General features: G+C 43.9%; 17 protein-coding genes. 4 read left to right on the top strand and 13 right to left on the bottom strand.

Translation table 11 applies throughout. From position 1 onward, the window contains the following. Nucleotides 1-108: 108 nt before the first annotated feature. The 9 genes from HGO97_RS21225 to allC form a co-directional block, all read right to left on the bottom strand. Nucleotides 109-1746: a PucR family transcriptional regulator gene (locus HGO97_RS21225; protein WP_216245020.1), complete on the bottom strand. Its 1638-nt coding sequence runs from the start codon at nt 1744-1746 to the stop codon at nt 109-111. Between the two features lie 69 nt (nt 1747-1815). Beyond that, nucleotides 1816-2751: a carbamate kinase gene (gene arcC / locus HGO97_RS21220; protein ID WP_216245018.1), complete on the bottom strand. Its 936-nt coding sequence runs from the start codon at nt 2749-2751 to the stop codon at nt 1816-1818. 66 nt (nt 2752-2817) lie between these two features. After that, the gene (locus HGO97_RS21215) at nt 2818-4032 is read right to left on the bottom strand and encodes a dicarboxylate/amino acid:cation symporter (protein ID WP_216245016.1); all 1215 of its coding nucleotides are present in this window, start codon (nt 4030-4032) and stop codon (nt 2818-2820) included. Then, a complete protein-coding gene (locus HGO97_RS21210) occupies nt 4029-4877 on the bottom strand; it encodes a DUF2877 domain-containing protein (RefSeq protein WP_216245014.1) in 849 nt (282 codons plus the stop codon). Before HGO97_RS21210 ends, HGO97_RS21215 begins: the two co-directional genes overlap by 4 nt. Nucleotides 4878-4908: 31 nt before the next feature. Further along, nucleotides 4909-7914, bottom strand: a complete 3006-nt coding sequence (gene fdrA / locus HGO97_RS21205; RefSeq protein WP_216245011.1) for a bifunctional FdrA/YlbE family protein — start codon at nt 7912-7914, stop codon at nt 4909-4911. 10 nt (nt 7915-7924) lie between these two features. Beyond that, nucleotides 7925-8977 (bottom strand): ureidoglycolate dehydrogenase, encoded by a 1053-nt coding sequence (gene allD, locus HGO97_RS21200; protein ID WP_216245010.1) that lies wholly within the window; start codon nt 8975-8977, stop codon nt 7925-7927. 28 nt (nt 8978-9005) lie between these two features. After that, a complete protein-coding gene (allE, locus tag HGO97_RS21195) occupies nt 9006-9797 on the bottom strand; it encodes a (S)-ureidoglycine aminohydrolase (protein WP_216245008.1) in 792 nt (263 codons plus the stop codon). A gap of 97 nt (nt 9798-9894) precedes the next feature. Beyond that, on the bottom strand, nt 9895-11157 hold the full coding sequence (locus HGO97_RS21190; RefSeq protein ID WP_216245006.1) for an MFS transporter: 1263 nt from the start codon (nt 11155-11157) through the stop codon (nt 9895-9897). Nucleotides 11158-11178: 21 nt separating this feature from the next. Further along, nucleotides 11179-12405, bottom strand: coding sequence for an allantoate deiminase (allC, locus tag HGO97_RS21185; RefSeq protein ID WP_216245004.1), 1227 nt, complete (start codon nt 12403-12405; stop codon nt 11179-11181). 306 nt (nt 12406-12711) lie between these two features. Between allC and HGO97_RS21180 the strand changes: the two genes are divergently transcribed. Both HGO97_RS21180 and HGO97_RS21175 read left to right on the top strand, forming a co-directional pair. Beyond that, the gene (locus HGO97_RS21180) at nt 12712-13593 is read left to right on the top strand and encodes an alpha/beta hydrolase (RefSeq protein ID WP_216245002.1); all 882 of its coding nucleotides are present in this window, start codon (nt 12712-12714) and stop codon (nt 13591-13593) included. Between the two features lie 101 nt (nt 13594-13694). After that, nucleotides 13695-14303 (top strand): HAD family hydrolase, encoded by a 609-nt coding sequence (locus HGO97_RS21175; protein WP_216245001.1) that lies wholly within the window; start codon nt 13695-13697, stop codon nt 14301-14303. Nucleotides 14304-14394: 91 nt separating this feature from the next. Here the strand turns inward: HGO97_RS21175 and HGO97_RS21170 are convergent, their stop codons facing one another. From HGO97_RS21170 to pflB, 4 genes are all read right to left on the bottom strand, one after another. Next, nucleotides 14395-15678, bottom strand: coding sequence for a diguanylate cyclase (locus HGO97_RS21170; protein ID WP_216245000.1), 1284 nt, complete (start codon nt 15676-15678; stop codon nt 14395-14397). Between the two features lie 175 nt (nt 15679-15853). Next, a complete protein-coding gene (locus HGO97_RS21165; RefSeq protein WP_216244999.1) occupies nt 15854-17062 on the bottom strand; it encodes a hypothetical protein in 1209 nt (402 codons plus the stop codon). A gap of 138 nt (nt 17063-17200) precedes the next feature. Continuing rightward, entirely contained in the window at nt 17201-17965 is a 765-nt protein-coding gene (pflA, locus tag HGO97_RS21160; protein WP_216244998.1) for a pyruvate formate-lyase-activating protein, read from the bottom strand. Nucleotides 17966-18030: 65 nt separating this feature from the next. Beyond that, nucleotides 18031-20283, bottom strand: coding sequence for a formate C-acetyltransferase (gene pflB / locus HGO97_RS21155; RefSeq protein WP_216244997.1), 2253 nt, complete (start codon nt 20281-20283; stop codon nt 18031-18033). Nucleotides 20284-20566: 283 nt separating this feature from the next. On the opposite strand from pflB, the gene HGO97_RS21150 reads away from it, so the two are divergent. Further along, nucleotides 20567-21490: a tyrosine-type recombinase/integrase gene (locus HGO97_RS21150; RefSeq protein WP_216244996.1), complete on the top strand. Its 924-nt coding sequence runs from the start codon at nt 20567-20569 to the stop codon at nt 21488-21490. Between the two features lie 173 nt (nt 21491-21663). After that, nucleotides 21664-23421: a hypothetical protein gene (locus HGO97_RS21145; protein WP_216244995.1), complete on the top strand. Its 1758-nt coding sequence runs from the start codon at nt 21664-21666 to the stop codon at nt 23419-23421. The last annotated feature ends 82 nt before the right edge of the window (nt 23422-23503 follow it).

The raw sequence follows: 23503 nt of genomic DNA, 5'->3' as shown, positions 1-23503 counted from the left end.
ATCATCCTTATAGATATCTATTCCAGGTTCAACAATTATAATTCAGTGAAGGTCCCCCTCTCTTCTACTCTTAATTTCAGAATATACCGAATATGAAGGGGTAAAGGGTCAGACCCCTTTGCGGTAATCCGACAGCATCAATCCCACCTGGAGGGAAAAGCAGTCGTTCGGATTTTCAAAATCGATGTTTAAAATCTCTTCGCACTTTTTGATTCTGTACTTAATGGTATTCCTATGAAGGAACATCATCTCAGCGGTTTTACTTACACTGCACCGACAGTCCAAATAGGTGCTCAATGTCTTCTTGAGTTCCTCGGTCATCTCATCCTTGGGATATGCCAGTTCTTTTAGTGTATAGAGGCACAACTCCTGAATCTGGTTGCCAGATACAGATTTAAGAAGTTCCATGATGTTCTTGGGACGATAATAGGAAATATATCCCTCTGTTTTCTCTTCCGAGCCGCCCTGAAATATCTCAAGCGCTTCCATATAGGAGCGGCTGATTTCCTCCGGGCGCTCGGTGCTATTGCCAAATGAGAACCGAAGCAGAATCCCGAATCCCTTTTCAATCCTTTGGTAGATGTCTTTTAACACTTTTTCGATATCCTTTAATTCTTCCTGCATAATCATGACATACCGCCATCTGTCTGTTTCAGGAAGGAACATAATTTTATTCCCGTACTTTTTGCGAAGTTTTTCCTCAATCCATTGAAAAATTAGAAGATACCTCTCCTCTCTTTTCGTAAAATCTCCGATTTGGAAATTTTTCTGATCCGTCACTGGAATCTGCGCCACGATTACACGATAATAGCTGCCTGCTCGAAAACCATATCGTTCGCCCAGGGTAAGCATCTGACGCCTGGTCCAGGTCTCCTTCTCAAATCTATTTAAAAGAATCTGGAGAAATTCTTCTTTAAACCGCGCCTTATTACAAATCAAATACAAGTTCTTATAGAAATAGATTCCAAAGATCAGCAGGACTTCTTCAATCATCAGGGAGGACAACTCTGCTGGGACTTTCTCCGTATGCAGAACACATAAATAGTATGTATTACAGCTGATGCCGCGGATTGGGAAAATGCAGATCTTATCCGTGCGGCACTGTTCATCCATATAGTAAGGCTCATCCGGCTGCCCGGAAAACACTTCCTCCATCCGGGCAAAGGTCTCTCTGGAAAGCTTCCGGTCCTCCGGGCCGCATTTATATCCATACTCGTAGATTTCTCCGAACAAATCTAAAATCACCACCGGCTTGTCCAGAAGCATCCCAAGATTGTTCAGCATATTCTTCATGGGTGCCCCTGACAGAAGCAGGGTGGAAAACTTCTTCTGAATATTCAGGGCGTTTAAGAGATTATCATTTTCGTTGTTCCAAATATGGGACAGCATACCATGATACACTTCTCCCAGCGTGCACTCCAGAGGAATCCGAAGCAGGGGGAACTTAAGCTTATCGGCAAGAGCAATCACCTCGGGTGCCAGCTCGTCTAGGAAACGCCCCAGCTTTATGGCAAGACCAATGCAAGATATATCATTAAGGCTCTGAATAAACTTTAAGAATTCCTCCGGGCGGTCCTTAAAAGCCATACCCGTGGTAAGAAGCAGAGAATTCCCCGGAAGGTATGCTGCCACATCCGGGGTTTCTGTAGATTCGACCGTGAGAACTGTGCGTTCCAGGTCACCTTCTCTATTAATCAATGTCAGTCTGGAAAATTCTGGTTTCATAAGCAATTCTTTCAGTGTCATGACACATTCCCCCTTTTTGTCCATCATACAGATTCGGGGAAATAAAGTCAATCATTAGTATGGCTTACATTATCCGTGTATGACTGTGCCTGTCTTCCCAAGCAATCCGTCTTTTGCTTTATTCAAAAGTGTAATGAGCGCGTGCCTTCCCTGACCAGAGGCCGCGAACTGAAGTGCTGCCTCTACTTTCGGCAGCATGGAGCCTGGCGCGAACTGTCCCTGCCTGATATACTCATGTGCCTCCTCGATTGTCATCTCCGAGAGCCATTTCTGATTCTTCTTACCAAAATTAATTGCTACCTTCTCTACCGCTGTCAGGATTACCAGATAGTCTGCCTCGAGCTCCTTTGCCAACAAGGCACTTGCAAAATCTTTGTCAATGACAGCGCTTGCGCCTTCGATCCTGCCGTCGTTCTCAATGACTGGAATTCCTCCTCCGCCACAAGCGATCACGACTTCCCCTGCATCCAGCAGTGCACGGATTGTTCCCAGCTCCACGATTTCCACCGGCTTTGGTGAGGCAACTACCACACGGTAGCCTCTTCCGGCATCCTCCATAATCTTCTGATTCTTCCGCTCTTCCAGCATCGCCTCATCCTTAGTAAGAAATCTTCCAATCGGCTTGCTCGGATTTTTAAATGCCTCATCCTCGGGGTCTACCTTTACCTGGGTCACAAGAGAAGTCACATTTTTACAGATATGTCTTCTTCCCAATTCTGCCCGTATGGAGCTCTGCAGTTCATATCCGATATACCCCTGGCTCATCCCCACACAGGATGGCATCGGGACCGTTGAATACATTGGATAGTTGCTCTCCAGATCCGACATTGCCGTATGAATCATGCCGACCTGCGGTCCGTTCCCGTGGGTTACGACCACCTGAAACCCTTCCTCCACCAGATCCGCTATGATATGTGCCGTCCTCTCCACGGCCTTGGTCTGTTCCTCATAATTATAGCCAAGTGCATTGCCGCCCAGGGCAATAATCACCTTTTCCTTTTTCATAAAAATCATTCCCTTCTGTTAATGCGGCCTCATGTAAACGACCTTCTCTATGCAGTCTTATGTATTCTATCTGTTTAATATCTCCCGGTCCAACTCCCCTGCCTTCTTCGCAATGAGCATAGCCGCAAGCGCATCGATATCTACATTTAAAACGGTTCGGAACATTCCGGAAAACCAGTCGATTCCAGACAGCAGTGCAATGCTTTCCATCGGAAGTCCCAGCCCTGGTACGATAATGGTCAAGGCCATGATTCCTCCGCCGGGTACAACCACCGTTCCCAGACAGGCCAGTGAGGAAAGCGCCACCACCTTCACCAGCATATGCAGATCCAGTTGAATTCCATAAATTTGACTGATGGTCAGGCAGGCAAGTGCCAGGAACATAGACAGCCCGTTGCTGTTCAAAGTCATGCCCAGCGGATTCACCAGGCCGGATATCCTTTTACTGACCCCCAGCTTCTCCTCGCTGTCCTTCATCTTTACCGGAAGAGAGACTGCGGAGGAGGTCGTGGTAAACGCCACCAATGTCATCTTGGAAAGTTTCCTTGTCAGCTTCAGGACATTTGTCTTGCAGTAAACGGATGTAAACACAATGCACATGGTCAGATGAAGCAGCGCTCCCAGCCCAAACGCACCCAGGAACTTTGCCAGAGGCAGTAAGATAGATGCCCCCGCTGTCCCCGTGGTATAAGCCATCAGCGCACCGATGCCAAGGGGAGCCGCCTTCATCACGATCTGAATCATTTTCAGGACCACAGCGTTAAATTCCTTTACAATTCCCATAATGCTGGAAGTCCCCTGCTTCTCACGTACGATTCCCAACGCGATTCCAAACAGAATCGCGAATACAATGACCTGAATCATCTCCGCCTTTGCCATGGAGGAGATGATATTCTCAGGGAAGAACTCCAGGATGATTTCGGAAACACTGCTTTCGGCTGCCTTTGTCCCACTTCCTGAGATTTTGACCGTAAGCCCCGCACCGGGCGTCAACAGCTTGCCAAGTAGAATTCCAACTGCCGCCGCCAGTACCGTACTGATGGAGAACCAGAACAGAATTCCTGCCCCCAGCTTACCTAACTCCTGAGGCTTGAGATTCCCCACTGCCTCGATCACGGCTCCCATGATAAGCACCACTACGGACATCTGAATCAGCCGAAGGAAAATATCTCCCAGAAGCCTGATCTCCCTGATCTTCTCTCCGAAAAGAAGTCCGGCTCCCGCTCCTAACACCACAGCAATCATAATCTGTTTTGTCATCGATAATTTTATTTTTTTCATAGCTGCCTCCATTTATCCTCCGCATACTGGATTCCTGTCCAAAGCCCTGCTGCTATATCACGACCAGAGGTGTGTCCGAACAGAAGAATTCTCTTAAGGCTCTCTGCCATCTGATTTACCTGCCTCTCCTTCCACGCATTCGCAAACTCAAGGAACGATTTGCTAAACAGATGCTGCAGTGCACAAAAGTACTGGTTGACGCTGACATCCGTCGTATACCTCGAATCTGCCAGTTTCACCAATTCTGCCTTAAAGCTGTCTCCCAGGAAGGAAAACATCTCGTCCGCGAACAGGATTCCCAGAAGGAAATCATCCCCCGAAGGCGTCAGCCCTGGTCCATACCCCACCCACTTTTTCAGGATATGGCAGATTACCTCTTTATCCCTGCTTCGAAAACAGTTTCTGATAACCTCTATGTTCCCGCATTTTCCTGATACGATCTGTCCTATGGTGTCCCCAAATCCGGTTTTCTCGTCTTTTATAAATCCAAAAATTCTATCCAAACTCATCTGTGGCCTCATCCGGTGGTCTTTCTGATACCGACTGGAAAATACTTGTGCACCGCTAAAATCAATCACCAACCCAGATGATACTAACCGCTGTCTCTCCTGATCCATACAGAACGATGTCTCTCCCTGTGAAACCACATCCCGGATCTTTTTTACATCCTCTTTCTTGAGAAGAATCCCATACGGAAGCAGTTCATCGTGCTTGTTGCCAATAAAGCAAAGCCGTCCCTCTGCCGCCAGATTAAATCCATGCTCAAAACAGCTATGTACAGGATAATCCTCTTCCTTCGACATATTCAGAAATTCTGACGAAACCTGCTTTGCTTTCACTTCCATATGGGATCCTCCCTCTTAAAACTGAACTTTATTATTCATATCCAAGCTTCTTTGCATAAGCCAGAACTGCCTTTTCAAAGCATTCTACAGGTGGATGCACAGTTCCTGCCCCAATCTGTCCGACTCCAGCCTCTTTGTGCGCAATTCCCGTATTGATCACAGGTGTGATTCCTTTCTCCACTACTTTTCTTGCATCGATTCCAAGACAGATGCCCTGGAAATTCCATGTCGGGATCGCAAAGTTCGGATTTCGGTCCAATACGATCTCCATCATCTCATTGCTTGTATTCAACGCGTCCTCATATCCGCCTGCTCCAACAAAACGTGTAACTGCCGGGGCTGCGATCATTGCCATTCCGCCGACTCCAAAGGTCTCTGTGATCGCACTGTCTCCCATATCCGGGCTTGCGTCCTCCTGATCATAGCCTGTAAAATACAGCCCCTGCGGGGTATTGACAGGTGCGGTAAACCATTCGTCACCCATTCCGCTGATGCGGATACCGAAATTTTCTCCATTTCTGCACATTGCGGTAACTACGGTTCCCTCCTGAATGGTACGCGCACCGTCCATCACAGCCTTTGCAGTCGCCATCATAATGTTCAGGAAGAACTGGTCCGTATCAGATAGGAACTTGATCACGTCATAACGTTCCTTTTCATCCATCTCAAGCCTTGTGATTACTGGTGCCAGTTCCTTTAAGAACACCAAGGAAGCTGCAATATTTCTCTGATGGAACTCATCTCCCATTGCAATTGCCTTCGCGATCAGCGGTGAGAGACTGATTCCGTCTTCAAACGTACGGATTGCCTTTCCAAGTACCGGACCTAAGACATCCCTCATCCAGTTCAGCCGGTCTACGACTTCCTGGGAGTATGCCCCGAAACGAAGTACCTTGCCGATTCCTTCATTCATGGTACAGTAAGCACGGTTGCCATCAGTGATATTCTCTACCACAAATACCGGCATATTTGCGGATGTGATACCGCCCATCGGTCCTACTGCATTGACATGGTGGCACGGAATAAATGTGATTTCTCCTGCCTCCAGCATTTCTCTTGCCTCCGCCTCGCTTGATGCCCATTTTTCAAACAGGACAGCGCCTACACAAGATCCCTGCATCGGGCTGGTCATATTCTCCCATCTGATTGGCGGTCCTGCATGGAGCAGTACCTTTCTGCCCTCGAACTCTTTGATTACGCTCTTAGCTGGAACCACATCCAGAAGAACTGGAGAAGCTGCCACGATTTTGGCGATTACGGCCTCATTGGCCTCTGCGATTTGATCCGTATACTGGCTTCTCAAGTAACCCAATACCTTAATCAGTTCCATGTTGCCCCCTGCTGGCGGTGCCCAGTCAAACTGCACGACCTCACAGTCAAATTTTTTTAACACTTCACTAAAGCTCTTCAGTCCAATATTGATAATGCTCGGCTTCTCGGAAATCAGCCTTTTGACAGTCTCAGATACCTCATATTCTTTTGCTTTCGTCTGACCCAGTGGGACAATCTCTTTTTCCGCTTCCTCATACTCACAGCCAATCAGAGCCAGTGCGGTCTGAACTGCCTGCTTGTTGCTCTCACATACAAGGACTCCCGCATCTTCCATCAGCTTTTTCTGGTAATCATATCCTTGATAGTCTTTCCCCGTTCCACATACCGTTGTCACGAAATACACTCTGCGCTTTTCCTTCTCTGCCTTTTCCTTTAATTCCTGGATACAGGGAAGCAGTGCCTTCGCCATATCCTCGTGGGAACCATATCCAAGTACGATGTCGAATAAAATCACTGCAGTGGAAGGATCATCCACGGCATCTCTCATACATTCGCAGCGTTTTGCCGGATCAATCATCGGATGCGGTTTCCCCTGTGTATAGACATCGTCTCCTAAGTCCACTACAATATGCCCATCCACATTCAACATGAAACCTTCCTTTTTGCCGAGCCCCACACCCATGGAAAGGGTGTCACGAATCATCATGGCTGCCTCTCCCGCCAACGTTCCACCGGAGTAATATGCCTTAATCGTCTTCATCTCTTCCTTTTTATATGCCCCTTCCACTGCGGGGACAAAGGTATCCTTTATGACCTTTTCACCGCGGACCAGCTTCACTGCGATTCGTGCTGCCTCATCCAGTGTATAGGCATGGTAAAAATTCTCTTCATGAATCTCCGGCTTTTCTCCTAAGAACAGCGTGACTACCGGTTTCTTATAATTGCGCAGACGTTCTACAATTACATCTCTGACTTCCTTTGCAGGAGGCTTGGAGATGACGATCACGACCTCTGTGCTCTTCTCATCCTCCATCGCATTGATGGCATCCAGCATGGTGATTCCACCGACTGCCTGAGACAGGTCCCTTCCGCCAGTACCGATGGCATTGGTCACCCCTTCACCCAAACGGTCAATGATGGTAGTCAGTTCCTGAATTCCGGTGCCGGATGCACCGACGATGCCAATCCGCCCCGGAGCTACATGGTTGGTAAATGCAACTGGTACGCTCTGGATGATTCCAGTCCCACAGTCTGGCCCCATCACCAGAAGTCCCTTTTCATGTGCCTTCTTTTTCAAGGCCATCTCATCTTCTATCGTTACATTATCACTAAACATGAACACATTCAATCCCTCATCCAATGCTCTGTCGGCTTCTGCCGCTGCATACACGCCCGGGATGGAGATGACTGCAAGGTTTGCTCCTGGAAGCTTGTTTATTGCCTGCTCCCAGTTATGTACAGAGCTGTCCGCCTCCTTGCTGCCGCCTTTGGAAGCCTGGTTTTTCAAAAACTCCTCAGTTTCAGCCAAAATCTGATCTGCCAGCGCTTCCTCTTCCACATCAGCCACGATTGCCATGTCATTGGCGCCTGCTGCCAGGAGCTCCGGCGTATCCAGTCCGCTTGCCTTGAAAATATCTTTGTTGGCAGGTGTCGCCATCATGATAGAAACCTTACTCACACCTTCCATAGCTGATATTTTATTGGTCAGAAGCATCAATACTACGGAATCCTGATAGCTTCCTTTTTTGATGATTGTCTTAATCATGATGCGCCTCCTATTCTGCGAATCTGTTCTTGTGGTCGTATCTGTCGTAATGCAGATCATCACTGATCAGATACTGGTAAATATCGTCTACAATCTCAATACCGCCATTCTCCTCATAATTTGCCTTCCGAAGCAGCCCTCTCTCGCCTGGATAGTATACCTTATCGTATCCTTTGGCAGGCTTAGATTCTGACAGTTCATTCAGAACCTGCGACATATTTGCCTTGAACTGCTCCATCGGAACGAATCTGGACGGATCGATCACAATGTGAAGCTGTCCTAATTCTCTTCCTTTGGAAAGGTCATCATACATAGAGCTGACATGTTTTCCGAACGGTACGCCTGTCATCACACCAGACAGCACATCCACCAGCATCATCAGGCCGTATCCCTTTGCGCCTGCAATCGGAACGAGTGCGTTAACTTTCATGGAATCTGTGGTCGGATTGCCATCCTCATCTACTGCCCATGTATCTGGGATCGGAGCCTTTCTGGAACGTGCGTAGAGCACTTTGCCCCAAGCCTGAACCGTAGTTGCCATATCAAAGATGACTCTTCTCTCATCTGCTGTCGGTGCGCCGAATGCAATCGGGTTTGTTCCGTAATATGGCTCTGCACCGCCGAACGGGATGACCATCGGATCTGACTGGCACATGGAGATGGACACTAAATCCTCCTTGGCTGCCATTTCCACATAATATCCAAGGCTTCCGCTGTGTGACATGTTCTTCATGCCGACCACTGCAATTCCGTTTTCCTTTGCCATACGAATAGCTTCCTTCATTCCCTCAGATGCAACTACATATCCGCATCCGTTGTCACCGTCAAATAAACCGCTGCACGGTCCGGTCTGTTCGAATGTCATCTTCGGATCTGCTGTCATTCCGCCCTTTGCAATACGTTCTGTATAATATTCCACTCTCACAGCACCGTGTGAATGGATGCCTCTCTCATCTGACCAGGTCAACACCTCTGCCATGGTATCCGCATGCTCGTCTTTTAAACCTGCACGTACAAACTTCGTTTTCATCAATCCCTTTAATTCTTCTCTATTTAATTTCATCTCTTTTTCCTCCTGTCTTCCCTGATTTTTACAGTCTCACGTCTCTATTACAGTCTTTCGAATAAATGTAAGCGAAATCTTCCCCACGTCCGACTCCGTATGCAGCCTGCAGACAGTAAGCGCCCATAAACAAATAATCTCCCTTCTTTACCGGTACCCAGTCATTCTCCAGATTATAGACACCCTGGCCGGAGTAAACATAAGCGCCGTGCTCCTGGAAATGTGTCTCGATATAGCCGTGGCATGCTCCCTGTTTGAAAGCAAGGATATGGAAGTTCATGTCAAATCCAAGATCTGTTGCAGCCGGCAGGAAGTCTTTCACAAGCACATCCTCCATTCCCTCATAATAGGACCACGGTACATCGTTGATATTTCCAATCACTGTATAAGCCTCATAGCCTTCCACTCTGTCATAGAGTCTTTTGTATAAAAACGCTCTCGCATCTGTATCACCAATGTTCTCAAAGTACAGCTTCTTGCCCTCTGGACAATAGATATAACCGCCGTCTGTCACTTCTGCTTCTTTGTCTTCATTCCAGACTTTTACTTTTCCTTCAAACACATAGAAGAAAATCTCTTCCCCCGGGTTTCCAAAGCCTTTTGTATTGCCCCCGCCCGGCTCTGCCGTTACGAGGTAATCTACGAAGGATGCACCAAGCTTCGGTGAAGCCATGATTGTCACTGCACATTTTTCAAATCCCGGAATCATATTCTTGACCAGTCCATCCGGCTCCAGAATTGCATAGCTGCCTCTCTTCATTACGGACCTGGTTGTAAGGATGTCCTCTCTTGTTCCTGTCACATTGTTTAAATAACTCATAATCTTCTCCTCCTGAATCTGTTTGATTTTCTTAATTTCAATGTTTGATATCTGTTATTTTGGTACTTTGCCGTTATCTTGTTACTTTGGTGTTTCTCTATACACAGGTCGCCTGTGCCTTTTTTACTGCGAGATTTCTCGCATTAAAGCAGAAGAATAAAGCGGTTCCACACAAAAGCAGTGCTGCTCCGATATAGAATCCAAGTTCTCCTGAACCTGTCTTGTCGATAATAAATCCTGTCAGTGCCGGTGCCACGATGGAGGATGACATGCCAAAGAAGTTGAATACTCCAAGTGTTGTCGCGGTATTCCTTGGGTCAGCCTTGTCTGATACATAAGAGATCAGGACCGGGTCGACTGCCATTTTACCGAGGAAACCGTACAGTAAAAGGATCGCTGAGAGCATTGCCGCGTTCGGCATCAGCATGGACAGCGCCACAAGTGCGAAGGCCGCCAGCTCTAGTCCGATGATGATGAGTGCCTTTTTGTTGCGCTTTTTATCGGACAGCCTTGCGAAATATAATGCTCCGGGTACTGCCGTCACGGAGATCATGGACACAATCAGTCCAATGAGTCCGCCTGTAATTCCTCTTTCATCCTCCAGGAATTTCGGAAGCCAGGTCACGATCAGGTAATATGCGTAGCATGTGGTAAAGTAGAGAATATAGCATGATACCATTCCCAGGCTGAACATGGACTTTTTCCCTGGTGCTGCTGTCTGATCCGCTGACTTTTTCACTTCCGCCCGTTTGTTGTTTCTCTTTTCATGCATGTTGTCCTTGATGGCAACCGCGAACCAGATAACAAGCAGGATAATCAGTGTCGTGGATACTCCCGCCATGACCTGCCATGGCAGACGCAGTGTCTTTACAAGGAAACTGGAGCCTGTCATTCCAAGAATCATACCGACTGCTGAGCCGCTGTTTACAATCGCTGTTCCAATGCCTTTCTTTTCCGGCTTTACATGTTCCGCTGTCAGTGAAAATGCTGCTCCATAGTAGGTTCCGCAACCCACACCAGCCAGAACGCTCCCAAGATAAAGCATGGTCAGATTCTGTGCAAAACCAACACTTGCTGCTCCTGCTGCGAATACGAGGAATCCGGGAATCAGAACCCGCTTCTGTCCGAACCGGTCTACCAAGAAACCGGATGGAATCTGCAGTGCAGTATATCCGAAGAAGTAACAGCTCGCGATCAATCCCATTGCCGCGTTTGACTGTGCTCCGATGGTTCCCTGGATCTCTGTGTACACCGGTGAGAGCATGGAACGGTAGATCCAGATGACTACCCAGCCGACACAGAATGTAAACACAATAGTTTTCCAATAATTTTCAGGCAATGCTTTTGTTTTCTCTTTCATATTCCTCCTGTCCTTTCTCTTTTAATAAGCCAGTTTATATAACGTAAGCTCCAGCGCTTCGATTCCCTGCAGGATGTCTTTGAGCTTCGTGTCCTCCGCAGGGTTGTGGCTGATTCCCCGAATGCTTGGTACGAAGATCATTCCGGTCGGAATTCTCGGAGCGATGATCTGGGAGTCATGTCCTGCACCGCTATGCATAATCCGGTAATTCAATCCCTTTTCCTTACATGCTTCTTCGATTACTGCAATCATCTTATCATTCATCGGTACTGGTTTCTCATCCATCCAGCAGTCGATCTCGATCTCAACACCTTCCTCTTTCGCCTTTTCTTTCATTAGTTCTTCGACTTTCCTGGTGAAGCTGTTCAGAATCTCCCCGTCTGTATGTCTTACGTCCATTGTGAAAATAGCTTCTCCTGGAACGACATTGACTACATTTGGTTTGACATTGATCTTTCCAAAAGTCAGTACCAGCGGATCTCCCACTTCTTTTGCCGCAGCTACCGCTTCGGTTACGATCTTGGCATAGACTTGAATGACATCGTGCCTGTACTTCATGAGGGTCGTTCCTGCGTGGTTCGCTTCCCCTTTTAGAAAAATATTGTAGCGCTTCTGTCCAACGATTCCGTTGATGATTCCCACAGACTTCTGTTCCATTTCCAGGGTGTTGCCCTGCTCAATATGTAACTCTACGAACTGCTTCGTGTCTGCCAGGAGGGATGGATTTCCATCCGCGAAGTCAAATCCACATTGATGCATTGCGTCTGTAAAACGTACTCCGTCGATATCCTCGATGTTCATGACCTCTTCTTCACTGGCGATTCCGAATAAGTTCTTGCTTCCCCAGAACACTGACGGGAAACGGCTTCCCTCCTCTTCTGCGATGGAAAGGACGGCCAGATTCTTCTTGGGTCTTCCGTATGTTTCAAACAGATGCTTAATTGCGATGTATCCGCCGATGATTCCTAACTGTCCGTCAAGCTTACCGCCATTCACAACGGTATCCACATGGGAGCCTGTGGCAACTGTGCCTGCGCCGTCCTCTGTACCTGTAAGTGTGCCCTTTAGATTACCGACCGCATCAAAGCAAGTCTCCATACCGAGTTCCTCAAATTTTCCCTTCAATGCCTGCTGCGCATTCATCCAACTTTCTGTATAAAGTAATCTTGTCATTCCGCCGGTCTCATCTTTGCCAAATTCAGAAATCCAATCCAGGACATTTTTTATCTCTTCTACCGTGATACTCATGTTGTGTACGCCTCCTTTGTTTTTGTGATTTCATCATATCGAATTTGAGATAGTAATACATTGGTAGGTGTGGACAAGAAGGTTTTTATTTTTTGTCTGAATTGCACAAAGACTTTGTTTTCAGAAATATATATTATACAAACTAGATAATAGAATTTTATAATGTGTAGAATAGTCCGTTCATTTTCTATAAGATATACTATAAAATATGTATCCATTTCGGGCATAATATTGTTCAACTGTTGGATCATGTCAGCACATTAGCGGTAAGTTATAAAAGAAATCAGGAGAAAGGAGATTGTTATCATGGATACTTACAAAACGACTTCCGTCACTCTGAACCACCCCGGTGTTCCTCTGGAGGCTACAGTCTATCGAAAGGGAGAGGAATCTTTTCTATATAAAGGCGTGCTGCTGTACTTTCATGGAGGCGGACTTGTCTTCGGACACAGACATGACCTGCCGGATACACACATCTGTACTTTTTTAAACCAGGGCTATGCAGTCATCGCCTTTGATTACCGGCTGGGGCCAGCCTCCAAAATCTGCGATATCATGGAAGACGTTTGTTTCTCGGTGAACTGGTACTTAAAAAAACAGACACAGCTCTTCGGACAGATTCTTCCATACTATTTATTCGGACGGTCGGCCGGAGCCTATCTCTGCCTTCTTGCCGGAAAGAAAGAATTCGCACAGAAACCCGCAGGAATCCTCTCCTATTATGGATACACCTTCCTCGAGGACGGCTGGTACCAGTACCCGGCACCACATTATCAGAAGCTTGCCTCAGCGCTGAACGTTCTGGATACAACGTCCATGTACCATACAGCAGAAAAAGAAGTCTGTACACAGGCACCGCGAAAACAGCGCTACGCCCTCTATGCAGATGCGAGAAGGAGTGGCACATGGCTGTCCTGTTTTCATAAAGGAAGAGAAAAAGACTTTTACCTAAATTATTCCTTCCGGGGACAGACAGACTTTTCCCAGTATCCCCCTACCTTCCTCGCACACAGCCTGCGAGACTTGGATGTCCCCTATATGGAGTCCAAGCGGCTGGCTGAACTCCTGCCCAGGGCACAACTGCACACGGCTGGCGGCAGCGTACACGAATTTGATGAACAGAAAGGCTTCGCAGCAAAAGAAGTACTGGCGAAAACCTGCGCATTTCTTGAAAAGTGCAGAACGTAAGCAAAGAGGTCGGCCCCCTTTGATGTTCTTCTTTCCTTTTCATTGATTTTCAGGTAATATAATTACATACATAAAAGAAACTAATGGAGGTGACGTACTTTATGATAAAAACGATTATTTTTGATATCGGTAATGTATTGGCAGAATATAACTGGAAGGCTTACCTGGACACCTTCCCATACCCAGCAGAGACGAAGAAGCTTCTGGCCGACGTCCTGTTTTTAAGCCCTGAGTGGAATGAATTCGATAGAGGGGCGCTCTCTCATGAACAGCTGGTTGAAATGTTTGTCCAGAAAGCACCTGAATATGAGCAAGAACTTAAAGAAGTGCTAAAGGACGTAGGCGGATGCATCCACCAGTTTCCATATGCCATTTCCTGGATCAAATCATTGAAAGAGGCGGGCTTTCATGTCTATGTCCTTTCTAATTATGGGGAATATATGTATGAGCATACACAGAAAGAATTGAGTTTCTTAGAATTTACGGACGGCGGCATCCTCTCCTACCGTGAAAAGTTAATTAAGCCCGAACCGATGATCTATAAAACACTACTTGAACGTTATCAGATCCATCCTGAAGAAGCTGTATTTTTGGATGACAGCCTTCCTAATGTCGAGGCTGCAAAGGCTCTGGGGATACATGGCATTCATTTTACATCTTATGAGAAAGCAGTGGCAGAACTGGAAACCCTTGGGGTCGTAACCGGATAAAGACTATTTCTAAAGCAGGCTGCATCTATCAATCTTCTCAAAATCCGATATATAAATGTTAACTTCAATATTTTTACGGACAGCAAAGGGGTCAAGCCCCTTTGCAAATGATCCGGTCTTTTCCTTCCGACTTCCCACAATACAGCCGCCTATCAGCCCTTGATACGATATCATCCAGATTATCTACCTTTCTGCACTCTGTAACCCCAAGGGTCATCCTGACCGGAATGACCTGCCCATGGTAGTGAATTCGCTGAGCCCGGATGGACTGCATCAATTCGTCCAGATATCTGATAGCTCCATCTTTATCCACATTCTCGTACAAAAAGAGAAATTCCTCCCCGCCCCAGCGTGCAACAAAACCTTTCTTCTCCATATGGCTCTTGAACAGCCACGCCAATTCCCGTAGAACCTGATCTCCTGCCATATGCCCAAAGGTATCGTTGATCTTCTTGAAACCGTCTATGTCGCCAATTGCAACTGTAAAAATCCTGTCATGTTTCCTACACTCTTCCAACGCATTGGCCAATACCTCATTAAAACTGCGACGATTATACAATCCAGTCAGGGAATCTGTCCCGACCATCTCTGTTACTTCCTCCTGAAGAATCAGCGCAAATCTCCCCATCTCCCCCAGTTCGTCTTCACGTGCTAAGAGTTCGTCATTCAATGTCTCCCCGATCTCACCTCGTGCCGCCCTTTCCAGAAATTCCTTGGTTTGATTCAAGGCCGCAGTGACACTTCCTGCATAGTGCAGCGATTTTTTCAACATAATTGCACTGACCAGCAGCACCACCAGACATATGGTAATACTCAGACTAAATAACGTCTTCATCAAAGTACTTCTGGCTTTTCCCACAAATACCATTCCGACAATTTCCCCGTCTGGATTTTGAAGCGGTGTATAATATCCATAATAAGACTCTCCATTTACAAGTACATGGGAGGAAAAATAATCCTCCCCTTCTATAAGGACTTTCTTCTGCACTTTTTTCGCGGCCTCTGTTCCAACCGCACGGCTTCCGTCCTCATTTCTGATTGTCGTAAGTCTTCTTTTGCCTTCAAAAAAAATAGTTGCATCAATTCCTGAAATCTCATGGACCTGGTCTACAATCTTATTATCCTTACCAAAGGGGACACCTCCCTTTAATAGAACACCATCCTCTAAAGAGTATTCACCTTCCCCCATAATGTTACAATATTCTTTTAATTGATGGGAGAGATTCAAAAGACCATCCCGTGTCTCGTCGGTCATAGATTTATAGAGAGCGGAGACAGAGATAAACAAAACTACCAGGCCCACACAAAGTACAGGACCGACGACCATACGCTTCAATTGGGTCTTCAAACTTTTTTTCTGCTTGGCTCTTCTCATTTTATGTACCCTGTCTACCTTTTCTCAATCACACGTAAGTAACTTTTTTCCTACCATTATAGTAACATTTTCATTATCTTTAAGCAATCAAAAAGGATGGTAAACTTCACCATCCTTTTTCATAAAATAAATTCATTCTCAGTAATTTTAATAACTGCAATTCTCTTGCAAATCATTAACGATTCATAAAATCGGGTCTCTTCTTTAGAACTGATATTGCAGTGCCTCCTGCACCCAACATTAGTATCATCCAGACTGTCATCTGAGATTCATCACCAGTCTGCGGAGACTTTGCAGCTTTTTTTACTGACTGGACCTTTGCTGGCTTAACCACTGGTTTTATTTCTAGTGTAGGTTCTGTTTTCGGCGGTGTTCCTGGATTTGGTTTTATACCAGGTGTTGGCTTTGAATCCGGTGTCGGAACCGGCTGCTGTGCCAAAACTTTACAATTCAGAACAGACATATCTTGTGCTACAGGATCACCTTCCAGGTTCTCGGCTTCAAATGCTCCTGCTGCAAGGAATAAATTCACTTGCTCATGCGCATAGTCTTTCGGAATCTTACACTCAAATGTCAGCTCCTTTGAAGCTCCCACTTCTAATTGTGAAAGATACCCGCTTCCATCATCTAAGATTGTAAAATCCCCTTTGGAAACAATGGAACCTAATTTCAGAAAATCTTTCTCTTCCATAAAGTCCGGTGTTTTGTCTGAATATGCCGTATCTACCTGGATATTATGAAGTACGATATTGCCCGAATTTGTAAGCTTAACTGTAATCTTAAAGGGCACATCCTTCGTAACTCCCTTACTGAAATCAACATCTGACACTGCTTCTAAAGTAAGTACAGGCTCTAAAGCCACATCTGCCTCCTCCATGACCGTAAAAGCTGTCTGTGCAAAATTAGATACGGTCGGTTTCTCAGGTTCTCCATTGTCCACACTTAAGAAGGCATTCACTTCAACCGGTTTTCCCGCCATATCCTCTGCCACTTTAACAGACACAACCGCATCACTAATGTTGGTACTTGGACGAAAATCTATTACAACAGCTGATGTAATGCCTTTCATATTGCCATTCGCCCTATCTCCAAGATTCGCTGAATTCCCTTCTTCTGGAATCACAACATCACCTGCTGGTTGCCCATCTGTGCTTTTTGCTGTCACCACAAGTCTGGCTCCCGACAAATCATCCTCCGTCGTGTTGCTCATGCTGATATGGAACTTCACCGTGTCTCCTGCCTTTACCTGATTCAGATCCGTTCCCTCAAATGCAGTCATACTGATCTGCGCTTCCTCTTTCGGTTCCTCTGCCTGGACCTGCATTCCAACCATCATACTAAGTACCAATGACAGAGCCATCCATGCTCTACATTTCTTTTTCATATGCCCTCCCGAACTAAAAACGTTAAAATGCTCCTAATGTATATTTTAATATTTCTATCTGTCATATACAAGCTTCATTTCATACGCATTTCACGATTTGTTCACAATTACTATATGTGCATATAATTTCTTTATAATCTAAGCACCGGTTCTCTCATTTTTGTTCACATGTAACAATTTCTCTGCATTCTCTATCCGTTCCTTACTCGGCGGCTCCACGCCTTCGAGCGGATATTTGAGGCCGAGTTCCTTCCATTTAAAGGTTCCCAGCGTATGATACGGCAGTACTTCCACCTTCTCGACATCGTCTAATGTCTGAATAAACTCATTCAGTTTCATCAAATATTCATCGTTGTCACTTCTTCCCGGCACCAGGACATGCCTGATCCAGACAGCTTTGTGAATCTCGGAGAGATAGGACGCCAGATCCAATATATTCTGGTTCGTACATCCTGTCAAAATCTGATGCTGCTCATCATCAATATGCTTGATGTCCAGCATGACCAGATCTGTATACTTCATTAATTTCTGAAACTTTCCGAAAAACGGCTCTTCTCTCGTAAATGGATTCCCGCTTGTATCCAGTGTCGTATGGATGCCCTCTGCTTTGGCTTTTCTGAAAAACTCTGTCACAAAATCAATCTGCAGAAGGGGTTCTCCCCCACTTACTGTAATACCGCCCTTACTTCCCCAGTAAGAGCGGTATTTCTTAGCTTGTTTCAGCAGCTCGTCCGCCGTATAAGGCGTACCGGTCTGCATATTCCATGTATCCGGGTTGTGACAGAACTGGCAGCGCATCGCACAGCCGCTCATAAAGACCACATACCGGACACCGGGTCCATCTACAGAGCCAAAACTTTCCAGGGAATGAATATATCCCTTAAGTTCTTTCTGCTCTGTCATAATAACACCTCGTTGTGAAACGTTTCTTTGTTAACTTTATAATTTCTTTTTCTTAATATCTTTTATTACATACTTCCGTGGCATGTTCTGGAGATAACATCCATCTGCTGCTCACGTGTCAGGTCGATGAATTTAACAGCATATCCAGATACACGGATCGTGAAGTTTGCATACTCTTCCTTCTCTGGATGCTCCATAGCATCGATCAGTTTTTCCTTACCGAATACATTCACATTCAGGTGATGTGCTCCCTGATCAAAGTATCCGTCCAGAACGTGTGTCAGGTTGTCGATTCTCTCCTGATCATCATGTCCCAATGCTCCCGGATTGATGGTCTGTGTATTAGAAATACCATCCAGCGCTTCTTCATATGGAAGCTTCGCAACGGAGTTCAGTGATGCGAGAAGTCCATTCTGCTCTGCACCGTAGGATGGGTTTGCACCCGGTGCAAGAGGCTCTCCTGCTTTTCTTCCATCTGGAAGTGATCCTGTAGCCTTACCATATACAACGTTAGATGTAATTGTAAGGATAGAGGTCGTAGGCTCTGAATTTCTGTAAGTGTGGCATTTTTTCAGTTTGCCCATGAAGGTCTTTAACAGCCATACTGCAATCTCATCTGCTCGGTCATCATCATTTCCGTATCTTGGGAAATCTCCCTCTGTCTCATAATCTACAGCGATTCCTGTCTCGTCACGGATTACTTTTACTTTTGCATACTTGATTGCACTTAAGGAGTCTACCACGTGTGAAAATCCTGCGATACCTGTTGCAAATGTACGTCTCACATCTGTATCGATCAGAGCCATTTCTGCTGCTTCATAATAATACTTATCATGCATGTAGTGAATCATGTTCAGTGTATCTACATACAGTTTGGACAACCAGTCCATCATCTTGTCATATTTGTCCATGACTTCGTCGAAGTCAAGATACTCGGAAGTTACCGGCTTGTAAGCTGGTGCTACCTGTTCTCTTGTCTTCACATCTACACCGCCGTTGATTGCGTACAGAAGGCATTTTGCAAGGTTCGCACGAGCTCCGAAGAACTGAATTTCCTTACCTGTCTGTGTTGCAGATACACAGCAGCAGATGGAATAATCATCGCCCCATACCGGACGCATCACATCGTCGTTCTCATACTGGATGGAACTTGTTGTGATAGAGATGTGGGATGCATATTTCTTAAATGTCTCCGGCAGACGTGAGGAATATAATACGGTCAGGTTCGGTTCCGGTGACGGTCCCATGTTCTCCAGTGTGTGCAGGAAACGGTAGTCATTCTTTGTTACCATAGAACGTCCGTCCTGTCCAAGTCCGCCTACTTCCAGAGTTGCCCATACCGGGTCACCTGAGAACAGTTCGTTATAGGAAGGAACTCTCGCGAATTTCACCATTCTGAATTTCATGACCATGTGGTCGATTAATTCCTGTGCCTCATCCTCAGTCAGAATTCCTTTTTCCAGATCTCTCTGAATATAGATGTCAAGGAATGTAGAAATTCTTCCGACACTCATTGCCGCACCGTTCTGTGTCTTGATTGCAGCAAGGTATCCGAAATACAGCCACTGTACTGCTTCTTTCGCATCCTTTGCCGGCTTGGAAATGTCATATCCGTAAACTGCTGCCATCTCCTTCATTTCTTTCAGGGCCTTGAGCTGATCCGCAACTTCCTCTCTGAGACGGAAGTCTGTTCCCTTCATTCCATGTCTCTCTGTCTCATCAAAATCTACCATTTTCTTCTCAATCAGGTGGTCGATTCCGTACAGAGCAACACGACGGTAATCACCAACAATACGTCCTCTTCCGTATGTGTCCGGAAGTCCTGTGATGATCTTATTGTGACGGGCTTTCTTCATTTCCGGTGTGTAGATATCAAAAACGCCCTGGTTGTGTGTCTTATGATACTTTGTAAAAATCTCATGCAGCTTTTCGCTTGGCTGATATCCATAAGTCGTGCATGCCTGCTCTGCCATCTTGATACCGCCGTATGGCATGAAAGCTCTCTTTAACGGCTTGTCAGTCTGGAGACCTACCACCTTCTCCAGTTCCTTCATCTCTTCATCAATATATCCCGGGCCATAAGCTGTCAGACCGGAAACAACCTCTGTCTCCATATCCAGGACTCCGCCCTTGGCACGCTCTTCCTTCTGAAGCTCTTTTAATTTTCCCCAAAGTTTGTTAGTAGCTTCTGTCGGATCTGCCAGGAAACTTTCATCTCCATCATAAGGTGTATAGTTGTGCTGAATAAAATCACGTACATTAATGTCATCTTTCCAGAGTCTTCCCTGGAAGCCTTCCCACTGCTCGTACTGTGCCATATTTAAAAATCCTCCTTTAGTAAATAGGGTTATCCTTTTTTCCTCGCATAGTATAGCACTACGTCAAAAAAAAGACAAGAGTTTAAATGATAATTCATCTCATTTAAGCCCTTGTATCTAATTTTATACAATATCTAGTGGCAAAACTGGAAAACATATACTAATACAGCTTTTGTAATCCAGATGTAAGCTTGTTTTAAAGAATGTATAAATACAAAATATGATACTCGACAATCATTTGTGAAACATTCATAATGATAGAAAAACTAAGGAGTAATTACTTATGAAAAATTTAGAAACATTACTGAAAGATTACTTAAAATATTGTGAAAACATAAAAAAACTAGATTCGAAAACACTAAAAGCATATCGTATTGATCTGATGCAATTTCATGAATTCATGTTGACTGTTCCTAATTTTGCAGACAAAACAGCAATCAACGAATTTATTTCCTCCTTACACAAAAAGTACCAGCCCAAAACAACTAAACGTAAGATTGCTGCACTCAAAGCCTTTTTTCACTATTTAGTATATGAAGAGATAATCTATTCGAATCCATTTGATAAAATCAATGTAAAGTTCCGGGAACCACTCATATTACCACGTACCATTCCTGAACCTATCATTGAAGATTTTCTTTCCACTATGTATTACTATCATTCACATTCTAGAACTGAATATCAGCAAAATGCCATTCTACGGGATATTACTATAATAGAACTGTTGTTTGCTACTGGCGTCAGGATTTCTGAATTATGCACATTGAAAATTCAGCAGGTCGATCTGGCGTCATTTAAAATAACAATCTATGGGAAAGGTTCCAAGGAAAGGATGATTCAAGTCACAAATAATGATGTAAAGAAAATATTACTAGAATACTATACTGTTTTCCAAGACGATATTATAGCCACTGGCTGGTTTTTTATAAACCGGCTCCACCAGAGATTCACCGAACAGTCCGTACGGTCAATGATTGTGAAATATCTCAATCTGGCCGGAGTTGATATGCATATCACCCCTCATATGTTCCGTCATTCCTTTGCGACCTTATTACTCGAAGCTGATGTTGATATACGTTATATCCAAAAGCTGCTGGGGCATAGTTCTATTAAAACAACAGAGATCTATACCAATGTATCAATGACAAAGCAGAATAATATATTGATGACAAAACATCCTCGTAATACTATGAAATGTGGCTTTTGACTTTATTGATAGTAACAAAATTTTATTAACGACAAAATTCTGCATTTCAACGATTGAAAGAAGAGATGCAGAATTGTTCTTACCAGAGCAAAGTCGGATTCCATAGACTAAAGATAATATATAGTTATCTTTTTTTAATGGATAACATAAAGACCCTAAAGGAGAATTTTACAATGGTAGATACATGTTTAGATAGAGACAATGAATCGAACGAAATATTGGAGAGAATATATAATGCTGATTCGACTATTGTACAATTTTTGTATGCCACTACAGCAGTGGGGAAATCTACCTTAACTGATAAAATAATATCACTTATAGATACCAATGAAATTGTACCAATATGTATTCGAACTGTTCCTGAAAATAATGGAAATAAATATAATGAGTGGGAAGTGTTCAATCAACTTTTTGATGAAATCAATGCAGAATCAAAGGAAATAAATAATAGCTTTATTAATTATGAGACGTATATTTCTCACGATGAAATAATGAATGATTACATAACTAAACAATACATTGAAGATTGTATAAACAAGCCCAAATCCATATTAAAGCATACCATAAAAATGTCTATTGGAAAAATTGGTAAATTAGGACCATATGAGATGATACAATATGATAGTGGACTTAGAGGAATGCATGTCAAAAAAAACTATTTAAAGAATGTATTTTCTACACAGAGAATTCTTCTGGTAATCGATAATATACAAAATATAGATAACTCATCTTTGAAAAGTATCTTAGATGTAATTTATGCTACTAGATACAAAAAGCATTTTTTATTATTTGAATATACTATAACCAAAAATATTACAGAAGAGCAACTAATAGATTTACAAAACTATATCCGAAGAAATGATTTAAAAACTGAAAGATTAGAATTGAAACAAATTCCAAAAGAATACATTATAGATGTTGTTTCTCATGCACTAAACATTATTCCGTCTTCATATGAATATAGTAATAAAATATTAGATTTTTATGATAAACATCCAAATGGAAATATATTACAGATTATAGCCCATGCCTCAAATCTTAATATCGGGAATGAATGCGTGGCTGGTGAGGTCGATGACGAAATATTAAAAAAGTTATTACTCTTATCAGAAACAAGTCTTTTAATCCTAGGTATAATAATCCACAATAATGGAAAGCTCAAAAAAAGTATCTTGGAAAAAATCATTCCTAAAGATATTACAGAATCAGATATAAAACAATCTTTCTGCGAATTAACTAATGAAGGCTTTTTAGATAAAAAGGTGACAGATACTGTTACTATATATCACGCATCTATTATTGATTCCTGGAAAAATAGTTCTGCTCGTAAAATAATTAATTCAAATATTATTGCTTTACAAAGATATGAAAGTTATTATATGAACTTAATAAAATATAAAGGCATTGCTGTGACTGAACAAGAAGTAGCTGAAATACCATGGTTAGCCCTATTAGAAATATATAAGGTTAAATATCCGCAAAAAATCGGAACTCTTATTTCACATTTAAGAAATGGAATTTTGACTAATATTTCGCCCGATACAGCCTGGATTTTTTTAGATGCATTTATAGTAAAAACTAAAACAGAAGTAAAAGCATATAAATGTAGTTACTATGAAATTTTAGATTTATGCTATGAATTCGAGTTGTATCAAGAGGGATATGAGTGTTTAAAAATAATGGAGGATTTTTTCTCTTTAATTTCTGAACCTAGATTATTATTTTATAAAATGTTATATCTATCAGCCTTAGACTGTCACGAAGAAAATATACATATTTTTGAAACTTACTGTGATAAATTCTCTTGTGGATCACAGGAAAAATTGAATCTACTGATTATTGTTCAGGCAAGCTATAAATCTTTGAACAAAACAGAGGAATGCATCTCTATTTATAATCATATGATTATTCCGGGCCTGCGGCCCACCTAGGCCGCAGTTTAGCGCAGTTAGACCGCGCATCAGCTCATTTGATACAATCCGCGTTTCGGCACATGCCGATCGCAGATCAGCC

The organism is Faecalicatena faecalis (genome assembly GCF_012524165.2).
Taxonomy (GTDB): Bacteria; Bacillota; Clostridia; order Lachnospirales; family Lachnospiraceae; genus Faecalicatena_A; species Faecalicatena_A faecalis.
Note: the sequence above shows the minus strand (reverse complement) of the source record. Positions and strands in the feature narration are given on the sequence as shown.

Coding starts and splice junctions, on each gene's coding strand:
- HGO97_RS21225 (WP_216245020.1), bottom strand. CDS start 1,746: ATGACACTGAAAGAATTGCTTATGAAACCAGAATTTTCCAGACTGACA.
- arcC (WP_216245018.1), bottom strand. CDS start 2,751: ATGAAAAAGGAAAAGGTGATTATTGCCCTGGGCGGCAATGCACTTGGC.
- HGO97_RS21215 (WP_216245016.1), bottom strand. CDS start 4,032: ATGAAAAAAATAAAATTATCGATGACAAAACAGATTATGATTGCTGTG.
- HGO97_RS21210 (WP_216245014.1), bottom strand. CDS start 4,877: ATGGAAGTGAAAGCAAAGCAGGTTTCGTCAGAATTTCTGAATATGTCG.
- fdrA (WP_216245011.1), bottom strand. CDS start 7,914: ATGATTAAGACAATCATCAAAAAAGGAAGCTATCAGGATTCCGTAGTA.
- allD (WP_216245010.1), bottom strand. CDS start 8,977: ATGAAATTAAATAGAGAAGAATTAAAGGGATTGATGAAAACGAAGTTT.
- allE (WP_216245008.1), bottom strand. CDS start 9,797: ATGAGTTATTTAAACAATGTGACAGGAACAAGAGAGGACATCCTTACA.
- HGO97_RS21190 (WP_216245006.1), bottom strand. CDS start 11,157: ATGAAAGAGAAAACAAAAGCATTGCCTGAAAATTATTGGAAAACTATT.
- allC (WP_216245004.1), bottom strand. CDS start 12,405: ATGAGTATCACGGTAGAAGAGATAAAAAATGTCCTGGATTGGATTTCT.
- HGO97_RS21180 (WP_216245002.1), top strand. CDS start 12,712: ATGGATACTTACAAAACGACTTCCGTCACTCTGAACCACCCCGGTGTT.
- HGO97_RS21175 (WP_216245001.1), top strand. CDS start 13,695: ATGATAAAAACGATTATTTTTGATATCGGTAATGTATTGGCAGAATAT.
- HGO97_RS21170 (WP_216245000.1), bottom strand. CDS start 15,678: ATGAGAAGAGCCAAGCAGAAAAAAAGTTTGAAGACCCAATTGAAGCGT.
- HGO97_RS21165 (WP_216244999.1), bottom strand. CDS start 17,062: ATGAAAAAGAAATGTAGAGCATGGATGGCTCTGTCATTGGTACTTAGT.
- pflA (WP_216244998.1), bottom strand. CDS start 17,965: ATGACAGAGCAGAAAGAACTTAAGGGATATATTCATTCCCTGGAAAGT.
- pflB (WP_216244997.1), bottom strand. CDS start 20,283: ATGGCACAGTACGAGCAGTGGGAAGGCTTCCAGGGAAGACTCTGGAAA.
- HGO97_RS21150 (WP_216244996.1), top strand. CDS start 20,567: ATGAAAAATTTAGAAACATTACTGAAAGATTACTTAAAATATTGTGAA.
- HGO97_RS21145 (WP_216244995.1), top strand. CDS start 21,664: ATGGTAGATACATGTTTAGATAGAGACAATGAATCGAACGAAATATTG.